Raw genomic sequence first — 12,595 nt, 5'->3', positions numbered from 1 at the left:
CACGCTGCATGGTGATTGGGCGGCTCAGGTGCATCAGGCAATCTTGGGGTTAGCAAATTTCCAGGGAGCGTAGAACTCTTCTGGCCCATTTGCCAGGCGTGACTCTGCCAGGTGCTGGGGATTGCCATATAGCTTTCTGAATGTCATCAGGAGTGGTGACCAGGCTTCGGTGTCGATGCGATGAGAATCTGGTGCTTGCAATATGCTTTCATCGACATGGGTTTTGACGATGCGCAATTCGACGGCAATGGTGGGTATGGCCATGCGCGGGTCTTTGCTGCCGAAAGACTTGATGTCTTCTACTCTGGCTTCCAGTTGCACAAGGCATTCTTTGGCGCGGGGTGGTTTGACGTCCAGCGATGCTTCCGGTGTCAAGCCGGCGACGGCAAATTTATTGGCCTCATGCTGGTATCCCAGAAATCGCTTGTGTTTGGGAACATCGGCTGCACCTGTTAATAAGGCCAGGCGGTTGACGGCCGGCACGAGGTCGGCAGAGGCCAGGTTGAGTACGCATTCGCGTTCACGCATGAGGTTGATACTGGTTTGTGAGCTGGCATCCAGGCCCAGCATGCAGCTCCAGCCTATCCACCAGGCTGAGGATATGGGCGCTAGATTGCTGCTGTCATCTTCATTCAGGGTGCTGATCAAGACGACGGGCGTGCCCCAATAGTGTATGGCTGGTTCTATGGTCTTATGCATATATGGCTTTCAAAATGGAAGAAATGTTGGAACAAGATGTGTTGTCCTTCAGTTGGCCGGGCAGCAATTGTTAAGTGGTTGGGATTGACAACAGCGCCAATGTATTGCGCTGTGCCTCGCTTGAAACCCTGTTTCTTGCTTTCAAATTTGCTTGCGATTTGTCTTGGTTGCATCGTTTACAATGAAGACAAAATTTGAAAGCAAGAAACGGGATGCGGGCAATGTAGCAATTCTCTATATTGAGAGCATTGCTCAAGGCGGAGAATCAGTATGCTTACATATGCAAATGTCAGGGAAAAAAAGGGACCAGCCATGCCAGTTGATCTTGATGATGTGCGTTGGGACGCAGTTTGTATAAAGAACCGCGACCTGGATGGCGAGTTTGTTTTTGCAGTAAAAACTACGGGCATATATTGCCGGCCTTCTTGTCCCGCCAAAACGGCCAAGCGGCAGAATGTGGAATTTTATGAAACAACAGTGCTGGCTCAGCAAGCGGGCTATCGCGCATGCAAGCGTTGTCACCCGGATGGCGTGAGCCAGGAGCACAGCAGAAACAGCATGATAGAAACTGCCTGTCAGTTGATCAAAAACAGCGAAGCACCTCTGAAGCTTGAAACCCTTGCAAGCAAGATGGCAATGAGTCCTCATCATTTTCACCGCATTTTCAAAGAGCTTACTGGAGTCACTCCCAAACAATATCAGTCTGCCCTGCAAAAAGAAAAAGTCAGGTCTTTGCTGAATCAGTCCGCTTCAATCTCCGGGGCAATTTATGATGCAGGCTACAATTCTGCCAGTCGCTTTTATGAAATGGCCGGGGCAATGCTGGGTATGTCGCCCAAGGCTTACCGGGCGGGTGCTGAGGATTTGCAGATGCAGTATATGGTTTGTGAAAGCGCATTGGGTTTGTTGTTGATAGCCTCGACAGAAAAGGGCATTTGCACAATAGAATTTGGTGATTCAGCCAGTGTGCTGGAGCAGGTATTGCAGCAGCGTTTCCCCAAAGCCAGCATCCGAGCGGCAGAAACGCATTTCAAAGAATGGGTCACCAGCATCCTGGCATATATACAGCAACCACGAGGATTACTGGATTTGCCGCTGGATGTGCAGGGTACGGCTTTCCAGCAAAGAGTATGGAAAGCCTTGCAGGATATCCCTCCGGGGCAGACCGCCAGTTATGCAGAAATTGCCAAGCGTATAGGCTCGCCCAGTTCTGTAAGGGCGGTGGCCAATGCCTGTGCATCCAACCAGTTTGCTGTGGCGATACCCTGTCACAGAGTCATACGTTCTGATGGTGATGTAACTGGCTATCGCTGGGGGATGGAACGCAAGAAAGCCTTACTGAAGCGGGAATCTGAAACATGACAGGTGATTTGTCCAAACGTATTGCCTCGCTGGAATGGGACAGGATACTGGCTGAACTGGACGCGCGGGGTTTTGCCACGACGGGCAGTTTGCTGACGATGGATGAATGCGACAATCTGCAGGCACTATATGCAGCACAGGATTTGTATCGCAGTAAAATCATCATGGCCAGACATGGCTTTGGCCAGGGCGAGTATCAGTACTTCAAGTATCCTTTACCTCCTGTGATACAGGAAATGCGCGAGTATTTTTACCCCCATCTTGCCGGGCTGGCCAACCGCTGGAATAAACTCATGGGCTTGTCACAAGAATTTCCCCAGCAACTCGATGACATGCTGCGATGCTGCCATGATGCTGGGCAGACCAGACCGACACCATTGATCCTGAAATACCAGGCTGACGACTATAATTGCCTGCATCAGGATTTATACGGTGAGCATGTTTTCCCTTTGCAGGCTGCGGTCTTGCTGTCCGCACCAGGGCAGGACTTTGGCGGTGGAGAATTTGTCCTGGTGGAACAGCGGCCACGCATGCAAAGCAAGGCTGAGGTTGTCCATCTGGACAAAGGAGAGGGTGTCATCTTTGCCGTCAGTATGCGGCCAGCAAAAGGTAGCAGGGGGTTTTACCGTGTCAATTTGCGCCACGGCGTCAGCCGCATCAGGCAAGGTCAGCGTTTTACTGCAGGCATCATCTTTCATGATGCTGCATGAGTTGATGCTTCTGACGTGCAGCATGGGCTATCAAACATAAGCATGAATATCAAATTCATCAATCTGATCTGTATTCATGAACATCTTGGCATATTCCAGATAAGTGCCAGACTTTAAAAACAGGGAAAACAACTCGGCATCTATATGATGGTCTTTTTTCATGAAGCTCATGATCTTGATGGCTTCTGACAAGGTTTTGCCTTTTTTGTAGGGGCGGTCGGCTGCGGTCAAGGCTTCGAAGATGTCGGCTATCGCCATCATGCGGGCGGGGATGCTCATGTCGGCGGCGGCCAGTCGTTTGGGGTAGCCTGTGCCATCCATTTTTTCATGATGACCACCGGCGATTTCCGGAACTCTGGCAAGGTGGCGCGGGAAGGGCAGTTTTTCCAGCATCATGATGGTTTGTATCATGTGTTCATTGATTTTATAGCGTTCTTCTTCTGACAGGGTGCCTCGTGCGACGGTCAGGTTATACACCTCACCACGGTTGTACAGGTGCTCTGGCACTTTGACTTTGAAGCCCCAGGGGTTGTCAGGTGTGATGGTGTCGCGGGTTGAGCGAGTGAAGATGTGTTCTGGCTTGTCGCTCAGCAGTTGTTCCTGCACTGGCAAGCACGGTTCTGTTGTGCGGTTCTTGCGTTCTTTTTCATCATGTGAAATGCCGATGCGGTCAGACAGGGTCCTGAGCCAGTGGCGTCCGGCGATGTCTTGAATGCGGGCGACTTTGTCGGGGGCCATGAACTCACCGCCTTCATTGCATTCGGCAAGGAAGGCGAAATCGCAGTCTAGCTTTGCCAGATTGGCGTCGAGCTGGGTTTTCAGTTCCGTCGCATTGCCACCATTGGCAATGGCTTGCCAATAGTCAATCTGCGCATCGCGTTTCAAGACTTCAAAGCGCATGCGTATTTCATGGATGCGGTCATACAGGGTTTCGAGTTTTGTGGCTTTGTCGACGATGTATTCTGGCGTGGTGACTTTGCCGCAGTCATGCAGCCAGGCGGCGATGTGCAGTTCTTCCCATTCTGCTTCGCTCAGCTGAAAGCCGGCAAACGGGCCCTCTGTTTCCTTGCAGGCGGCCTGGGCCAATAACTTGGTTAGTACTGGCACTCGCTGGCAGTGGCCGCCGGTGTAAGGACTCTTGGCATCGATGGCGCTGGCGATGAGTTGTATGAAGGCTTCCAGCAAGGCTTTTTGTTCTTGTATCAGGCGCTGGTTTTCTATGGCGACTGCTGCAGCACCAGACACGGCCTCGGCCATGGCTTGCCTGCCGGGGTCTATGCTTGCATCATCGATGACCAGGGCGATTGCACCGACCAGGGTATTGTTTCTATCCTTTAAAGGGATGGCGATCAGGGTAGTGGCGTGGTCTGTGGCGGGCAGGGCACTGAAGTGGCTTGCCAGTTCGTCTGCCTGCAAATGGCAAATGCTGCTACGCGACTTACAAGCCTTGATGACCGGGTGGTTTTCGTCTGTCATGCTGATGCCGTGAGCACTGGTTTCCAGCACTTGATGGTCGACATAGGCTTGCACTACTTGCATGGCCTGCTCTTGAGGCTGATAGAGATAAAGTATGCCTGACTTGGCCTCGGTGATTTCCGACATTTCTTTGAGTACCCGAGCGAGCAATTTGTCATAATTGGTTTCTGATGCAAGGCTACTGGCTATGTCGAGGAAGGAACGGATGGTTGCTTTCATGCCGCGCATGGAATTACTGAGGTCGGCGATTTCCTTGATGCGTGACTCGATCTTGATGGGGCTCTTGAAATCGAAGCGGGCAATCTTGCTGGCCTCGTCATTTAATTGTTTGAGAGGCTTGGATGCCAGACGTGAGAAATAAATGGTCAGACCCAGACCCAACACCAGCAGCACGACAAACAAGGCAATGCTTTGTCTGCGCATCTTGATGATGCCAGCCAGCAGTTCATCATGGGGGCTGGCAATCAGGATGCGCAAGTCGTGTCCGCCAGGGATTTGTATGCTTGCCTGATAAGTAGCCCAGGTTTTGCCTATCATTTCCAGTGCCTGGCTACTCTGTGTATTCGCGCTTGCCATTTCGTTGATTTTATTAAGTACAGGTGCGTCCTGCTCTGCCAGAGTGGGCAAGCTCTGCACGCCGTCCAGACGGGTAATGATTTGCGGTTTGTAGGCAGATTGTTTGCCATTTTGCCAGGCTAGTAATTGGCCCTTGCGGTCTATCAGGGCCATCCTGGTCGAAGGGGTGACACTGCTGTTTCTGATAGTTTCATGTATCGTGGGTAACTCTATGTCTATGCCCACAACTGCATCGGCATCAACGATCTTTTGCGCATAGGTGACGCCTATTTGCCCGGTAGTGAAAAAATAATATGGCTCTGATACATTTGCCTGTGCAGGATTCTTCATGGCAGTTTCATACCAGCCACGTGAGCGAGGATCAAAGTTACGAGCTGGAATAGACTGGCGCTCGATTTCATTGAGTTTGTCATCCAGATAGACGACATGTTCTTGTAGCTTGTCCGTCTCCACACTGGTGCTTTGTACTATCCATGCAGTATTTAAGGGCGCTTTGAAAATACCTTTGCTGCCATTCGACTTGGCGTATTGCCGCAAAAGAAAAAATTCTCCATTGGAAAAACCGACATAGGCGGAGGTAGCAGATTTGACACTGACGATGGCCTTGGCCAGATAATTGACATGGTTCAGGCGCTCATTCAGATTTTTACCTGAAACAGGTTGCGATTGCGCCAGGATTTCGGTTTGGTTCCTGACTGGCTCGTAAATATCTTTGACATTACTGGCAACTTCATTCCCGATGAGTGCGTAGCTGCTGTCGGCCTGAGAGAGAATGATTGTACTCATGCGCGTAAACAATACGGTGCCCATGGCAATCGCGAAGATGAGTATCAGGCCGGTGAAAAAATACGAGATGTAAATATGAAAGTGAACATTTTTCTTATTGCGCATGAATTACCCGCCCCGAGTTTATCTGCTGCAAGATGAGAGTGTTTTTGCAATGCCATTAATGCAACGCCATGGTAGAGCTTTCTTTGTAAATGCGCAATTGAAAACGCCAGGTGTGCGTTTTGTGACACTTGCGGGCGAGACCAAGTGTCACTGGGCCGCTCATGGAATATTAAAGGCGCTTTGCCAGGGCCGTGGTCTTCTCTATCCACTTCTGCCTTTGTGCCGGCTGTGAATTGAGGACTGGCCCCAGGCTCAGGATGCCAACTGGTTTGACGCCACAAAATTCAAGGACGGTACGCTTCAATTGATGTATGCCTGGGGCGCGGTAGTACAGTCTGAAAAACCAGGGTGGGGTATCCATGGTAATCAGCAAGTGGGCCGAGCGGCCTTTCAACAATCCTTCGGGAAAGCTCTTGCCAGGATGGTATTTGAAGGCAAAGCCGGGTAGCAAGACTCGGTCCAGAAATCCTTTCAGTAGTGCAGGCACGCCACCCCACCAGATGGGGAAGACAAAGCACAGGTGTTCAGCCCATAGCAAGGACTCTTGAGCCATTTGCAGATCGGTTTCCAGAGTCTGTATGACTTTATAGCCCTGATGCAAAATGGGATCAAACACGAGCCGATCCAGCCGTAGTATTTGTACATCATGCCCCTCAGTGCGGGCTGCCTGCACGTAGATATCGGCGAGGTCAGAACCAAAGCTATTGCCGCTGGGATGACTGGCAATGACTAGAACACGTTTTTTTTGCATACTGTACCCACATTGTTTGATCAAGAGGATAAGTGTGCACCTTGTCCCTATGGGTAGAGTCAAGCCATATCAATCAGGAGGCTGATTAACAGGAAAATTGGGACAGTCGGCTTGTTGCGCGACAAGTTGCGCTTGCAGGCAATCGTGGATTTCTGTCTGCATTTGTAGCAGGCTATCGTCAAGCGCATGAAGCTTTTTAATTTCCGCTTTCACGGTAGCGCGTTTCTTGTCCAAGTGTCGAGCTATCATGGCCCAGTCTGGTTCACCCTGATCTGTGCGAAGCAAGGGTTCCAGTTCTGAAAGGCGAAAACCCAGGCTTTGGGCTTGCCGTATCAATTGTACTTGCAAGACATTGTTATCTGTATAAACCCGGTACTTTCCCAGGCGTTGAATCTGGCCCAGCAAGCCCAGGCTTTCATACAGGCGTATGGCTTTTGCTGTGGCATTTGCCTTGCGCGCCAGTTCTCCTATGTACATTGATACTCCTGTTTCATACTATGTAATTCAAAAGCTGATTGGCAAGTCTATATGAAACCTGGTGGCCTTTCCTGGTAATGATTCAAAACCAATCTCGCCGCCCATTCTTTCCACCAGTTCGCGCGTGATAGCCAGGCCCAGCCCGGTGCCGCCATTCTGGCGGGTATCGGAAGAATCTGCCTGGGCAAATTTCTGAAATATTCTGTCGCGGAATTCATGCGGGATGCCGACGCCATGGTCGATGACACTGATGCGTACTTTTTGTCCCTTTTGTTCTGCTTCTATTTGGACCACATCATTTTCAGGTGAGTACTTGATCGCATTTGACAGCAAGTTCGACAAAATTTGCATGAAGCGCTGCGAGTCTACTGTGATGCTCAATGCGGGAACAGGTTTGGATAATTGTAGAGAAACGCCGCGCGCAGTGCCAAAGGTCTGGTTGGCTTCAATCGCCTGACAGAGCAGTTCACTGAGTTGGCTGGTCTCAGGGCGAAACACCATTTTCCCGGCTGTGAGTTTTTCCATGTCCAGCAAATCATTGATGAGGAAAGTCAGGCGCTGGCAATTTTTGTTGGCGACATCAATCATCTGCTTCATACGATCTGAGTAACTGCCAAATACACCACCGGATATCAAGCCCAGTGCCCCAGAAATGGATGTTAGAGGAGTGCGCAATTCATGGCTGACCGTGGAAATGAATTCATTCTTTATTCTTTCTGTGCGCTTGCGCTCAGTGATGTCACGCATGAGCGCAATGAACAAGGGCTGGCCTTGACGACTTAGGGTAGAGACGGACAAATCCAGCGGAAACTTGCTGCCATCCTTGCGGCGTGCTTCGACTTCAAGGCTGCTGCCTATGAGGCTTTGTATTCCGGATACGTCCTGTTGCCCTGCATCGTCCTGGTCAGTTTCGACAGGCGAGGGGATCAGCAGGCGTATGTTCTCGCCGATTAATTCATCGGTACCATAATCAAAAATATGGACAGCGGCATTATTCGCACTGAGGATCTGATAATGCTCATCAAAGGTGAGAATGCCATCGAGTACATTGTCCAGTATGGCACTGGTATGGAGTGCCTGGTCACGCAAATTTTCTTGTGCGGATCTTCTGTCACTGATGTCCTGGAAAGTGCCATACACACGGGTGCAGACATTTTCCTCAAACTGCGGGAAACCAATAACATGCACCCAGCGTTCGTTGCCAGTTGTGCTGAGAATGCAGAATTCGGTATCAAAGGAAGCACCTTCACGCACAGCCATGGTGAACAGCTCACGAATTTTTTGCTGGCTTTCTGCGCCTTTGTAAAAGGCAAGCGCGCTATCGACAGTGCAGGCATAGTCATCATCCACTTCGTGAATTTGCCTGGTCACTTTACTCCAGTGCAGTTTGCGTGACTTGACTTCAAAATCCCAGGTGCCTATGCGAGCCGCCGCGTTGGATTTTTCCAGCAATTCATAAGCATGTTCGAGTTCTGCCTCCGCTTCTTTTTGTTTGGTGATATCAGCATGGCTGCCTGACATGATGAGTGGCTCACCGTTTGGCCCCCAACTGACGACACAGCCGCGATCATGTATCCATATCCAGCGGCCGTCTTTGTGGCGCATGCGGCTCTTCAGATCGAAGTATTCGATTTCTCCCCTGAAATGCTGGTCTATCATGCTGCTGGTGGTTTTCAGATCGTCTGGATGGCAGAGTTGGAGCCAGGTATCGACCGTGGTCGGTTCCAGTTCTGCCAGGGTATAGCCCAGCATCTCTGCCCAGCGTTCGTTGTAGATGGTTTCACCAGTGAGGATATTGCATTCCCAGGTGCCAATATTGGTGCCCTTGATGACATTGGCTAATTGCCGCTCGGTTTCCCGTCTTTGCTTTTGCACACGGGTAGCACTGATCAACTGACCGAGAGTGCTGAACAAGGGTTTTAAGAAATCCGTTACCTGGTGATCATAGCCATCTGGTTTGTTGGCGATGCCGACCAGGGCGATCAGCTCGTGATCGTATTGCACGGGTATGCAAAGAAAGCTTTGCAATGCGACAAAATTGGCAGGAAAAACCTGATCCAGTGCATCTGCCGAGGGGGCATTGTCTATCACCGGCAGTGCCGCCTTGAGTGCGCTGCCATATCTGGATTTTAATTGCAGACAGGCGGCATCGCGGGCCAGTGCTTCAAGACTGAGGTTGAGGATGTCGTTGTTTTCTGCATGCCAGGCCAGCATCATGCTTTTCAGGGCGGGATTGCTGGTAGTCTTGTTTTTGACTTCACATATAAATCCATAATCACTAGTCGTCAATTTCAAGATTGCGGCCAGCAGGGAAACAAAGCCTTTTTCCTGATCGGTTTCGCGTATGAACAAAGTTTGGGCCATGGCAATGGCATCACTGAGGGCGCGCTGTGTTTGCAACTGCCGGTCCAGTTCCTGTCTTTTCATGACGCCACTGATCCAGTCTGCCAGCAGACGTACAAATTCTATTTCCACCTCGGAAAAAGGAAATAGTCTGGGTTTGGTATGCCAGATACTCAGGGCCGCATCTCCGATGTTACTGATATGCAGGCGCAAGCCTATGAAACTTTGCACTTCGCTGACAGAATGCAGGTATTCGCTCTCCGCCACATGAGCGACATGGATGAGCCCCTGGTTTGCGGCCACTGGCAAGCGAAAGTGCTTACCCTCATCGGACACAGGCGCAGCAGGACGTGTCATGCAGCCAGACTGATACATTAAGGTTTCCTTGCCATTTTGTTGCACGCGGCTGATTTGGGCACAAGTCATGCCCAGGTAGTCGCAGGCCATGGTCAGGGTTTGTTGCAAGGCGGCGTCCGGGTCCTGGTAGGACAAGGAGGTGATGGCAGTCAAGGCCAGCAAGGCATGATGTTGTCTTTGTTGCTCTTCGCGGAAAAATTCACGTTCTACGCAATCGGCAAGATCGCGCAGGGCATGCAAATCCTGTTCGCTAAGGGTCCTGGCTACACTATCTATGATGCACAGCGTGCCAAGGCGCTGTCCATTGCGAGCATGTAATGGGGCACCAGCATAAAAGCGTATATGAGGTGCATCATAGACCAGAGGGTTGTCGGCAAAACGCGGGTCTTGACTGGCGTCTGCGACGTACAAGACATCTGGGCTGAGTATGGCATGACCGCAGAATGAAATATCCCTGGGCGTTTCGCTTGCATCCAGCCCCTGTCTGGACTTGAACCATTGACGGTCTGCATCAATCAGGGAGATCAGTGCAATCTCTGAATGAAACAGGTGGCGTGCCAACCGGGTCAGCCGGTCAAAGCGTTCTTCTGCCGGTGTATCAAGGATGGCGCAGGCCTGCAGGGTTTGCAGGCGCAAAGCTTCATCATCAGGAAACGCAGGTGCTTGCATAGGCACTAGTCTGTCGGCAGGCTGGACAGCCATTTTTGCAATCCATCACCATACAAGGGCTTGCTGGCAAAATAGCCTTGCATGGAATCACAACCTAGCAGGCGCAGACTCTCCCGTTCGGCTGCAGTTTCTATGCCTTCAGCAATCACGCTCAAGCCCAGCCCATGGCCCATTTCTATGATGGCTTTGACGAGTCCCTGGGTGGCTGGCAGTTTGTCGATGTCGGTAACAAAGCTGCGGTCTATCTTGAGCTCACTGACGGGTAGTCGTTGCAGGTAAGAGAGGGAGGAATAACCAGTGCCAAAATCATCAATCGATAGATCCAGACCGATGGCACGCAGGCGGTTCAGCAGTTCTATGGTGGTGCCAGGGTCTTCCATGATGCCGCTTTCGGTAATCTCCAGTTTGAGCATGTTGGGGGACAGCTCATATTGACGCAGCAGCGCAGTAATTTGGTCTGGAAAACTGGCATCGCGCAAATCATGAGTGCTGACATTGACGGCAATAGTCTGGTCCGGATAATTGTTTTGCCAGTTTTTGAGCGTGACGATAGCCTGTTCCAGCATCCACATGGTCAACATGCCGATATAGCCGGTACGTTCGGCAAAAGGGACAAACTCTGCCGGCGAAATGAAACCACGCACAGGATGCTGCCAGCGCACCAGTGCTTCAAAACCATAGGCTTTTCCGGTCGCCAGGGAGAGCTTGGGTTGCAGCCACATTTGCAATTCTGATTTCCTGACGGCAGAGCGCAAGTCAGACAGCAGGCTGAGATGGGTCAGGCGTGAAGCTTCTTGCGCATCGGTATACCAGGCGGACGCATTCGTGCTGCGTTTGGCTGCGTACAAGGCAACTTCAGCATTTCTGATCAGCGTCATCAAAGGCAGGGGCGTCGCTGCCGTGATGGCAAATCCATATACCATGCTGACATCGACAGAGTGACTGCCACACTTGACAGGGGCTGCCATTGCAGCGTCAATGCGGTGGTGCAATTCTTCGATGCTGACTTTGGAGCTGTTTTCACAAAGCACAGCAAATGCGCCACCTGCCAACCTGGCCAGCCAGGGTTTTGCTGCATGACCGGTGTGGTTATCGATGACTTTCCTGAGACGCAGGGCTATGTCCGATATCACCGAGTCACCTGTATCAAAACCCAGGGTTTCATTGATGACTTTCAGGCGCGCCAGGTCCATCAGGATAAAACCCTGATGTGGCAAGCCCTTGCCTTCATGCGTTTTTAGCAACAGTGTGCGATTGGGCAAACCAGTCAGGCTGTCATAATAAGCCAGTCGCTCCACTGTTTGCTCGCGTATACCTATGGCCTCAGCCATGGTGTTGAGGGCTTCACCTACTCTTGCCACTTCTTCGGTTTTTGAAGGGCTGAAGCGGGTTTGATAATCACCCCTGGCAATTTGCAGGGCACTCGCTTCCAGGCGTGCCAGTGGTTTTACCACGCTACGGGTAGTCAACCAGGCCAGTATGGCAGCCATGATTACACCCAATACGGATAATACGGCTACCAGCATGCCGGTTTGTTCCAGTTCGCGCTGTGCTTCTGCCTGGTGGGCCACGATCAACTCTTGCTCACGTTTGAGGAAAGTCTTGGACTGGTCCAGTAAAGCATCCAATGCTGGTTTTACCTGTTTGATGAAACTGGCTTTGGCAGCGTCCTGGCCTTCTTCTTCGAGTTGGTTGACGGTATCCAGATAGTATTTATTGTAGATACTGCGTTTTTCCTTGAGGATTTTCAGGCTCTTTAGTTGCTCATCATCACTGAGTGAGGCCTCCAGGGCCGTGATAAGCCGATCAATCTGGCGGTTTTTTTCATCGACGATGGTGTATTCAGGTACCCGTTGCTCGTATGGAACAGTCAGGAATTGCAGCAATGCTCTCCCGACGTTTTCTGTGGATACGCTGAGTTCTTGTACATAAAGAAGGCTTTGCACTTCTTTGCGAGCAAATTTCTCACTCAATGCAGTCATTTTGCGAATTTGTGAAATTGGCAACAGCAACACGATGCTAAACAAGACCAGCAGCAAGCCATAGCTGAGCGCCAGCCGCACACCGATGCGGCGTAAGCGCAGGAAATGGGTCAGGCGATCGAGACTGTCGGGCATATTCGGGTGAGAAAAGTCTGCAAAAGTATCTGAGGTTCAGTCATGACTAAAAAGTCTATGTACTGGCAGGTCAATAAACTGTACGCCCTTATGTTAATGCACTATTAACAGCAAGAGCAATACCAATCTAAAGAAGAAGGCGAAACAAAAAAAACGCCCGGCGAACC

At 50.9% G+C, this 12,595-nt stretch carries 8 protein-coding genes; 2 read left to right on the top strand and 6 right to left on the bottom strand.

Annotated features, from left to right (window positions below; genetic code table 11):
* Positions 1–33 precede the first annotated feature (33 nt).
* Entirely contained in the window at positions 34–699 is a 666-nt protein-coding gene (locus H8L47_RS17225; protein WP_186954828.1) for a flavin reductase family protein, read from the bottom strand.
* 270 nt (positions 700–969) lie between these two features.
* Between H8L47_RS17225 and ada the strand changes: the two genes are divergently transcribed.
* Positions 970–2,061 carry a bifunctional DNA-binding transcriptional regulator/O6-methylguanine-DNA methyltransferase Ada gene (gene ada, locus H8L47_RS17220; RefSeq protein ID WP_230413796.1) on the top strand — a complete coding sequence of 364 codons (1,092 nt, stop codon included), beginning with the start codon at positions 970–972 and terminating at the stop codon, positions 2,059–2,061.
* Complete coding sequence (locus tag H8L47_RS17215; protein ID WP_186954827.1) at positions 2,058–2,771, top strand: 2OG-Fe(II) oxygenase; 714 nt, start codon at positions 2,058–2,060, stop codon at positions 2,769–2,771. Before ada ends, H8L47_RS17215 begins: the two co-directional genes overlap by 4 nt.
* Positions 2,772–2,801: 30 nt before the next feature.
* Here H8L47_RS17215 and H8L47_RS17210 read toward each other — a convergent pair whose 3' ends face one another.
* The 5 genes from H8L47_RS17210 to H8L47_RS17190 form a co-directional block, all read right to left on the bottom strand.
* Positions 2,802–5,714 (bottom strand): HD domain-containing phosphohydrolase, encoded by a 2,913-nt coding sequence (locus H8L47_RS17210; RefSeq protein WP_186954826.1) that lies wholly within the window; start codon positions 5,712–5,714, stop codon positions 2,802–2,804.
* 169 nt (positions 5,715–5,883) lie between these two features.
* On the bottom strand, positions 5,884–6,465 hold the full coding sequence (locus H8L47_RS17205) for an NAD(P)H-dependent oxidoreductase (RefSeq protein ID WP_186954825.1): 582 nt from the start codon (positions 6,463–6,465) through the stop codon (positions 5,884–5,886).
* A gap of 69 nt (positions 6,466–6,534) precedes the next feature.
* Positions 6,535–6,942, bottom strand: coding sequence for a MerR family transcriptional regulator (locus H8L47_RS17200; RefSeq protein ID WP_186954824.1), 408 nt, complete (start codon positions 6,940–6,942; stop codon positions 6,535–6,537).
* A gap of 27 nt (positions 6,943–6,969) precedes the next feature.
* Positions 6,970–10,344: a PAS domain S-box protein gene (locus tag H8L47_RS29835; protein WP_186954823.1), complete on the bottom strand. Its 3,375-nt coding sequence runs from the start codon at positions 10,342–10,344 to the stop codon at positions 6,970–6,972.
* Entirely contained in the window at positions 10,317–12,428 is a 2,112-nt protein-coding gene (locus H8L47_RS17190; RefSeq protein ID WP_186954822.1) for an EAL domain-containing protein, read from the bottom strand. The genes H8L47_RS29835 and H8L47_RS17190 overlap by 28 nt, the downstream gene beginning before the upstream one ends.
* Between the last annotated feature and the right edge of the window lie 167 nt (positions 12,429–12,595).

It is taken from the genome of Undibacterium umbellatum, assembly GCF_014284125.1.
Classification (GTDB): Bacteria; Pseudomonadota; Gammaproteobacteria; order Burkholderiales; family Burkholderiaceae_D; genus Undibacterium; species Undibacterium umbellatum.
The sequence above is the reverse complement of the archived record's forward strand: the minus strand, read 5'-3'. Positions and strand labels throughout refer to the sequence as shown.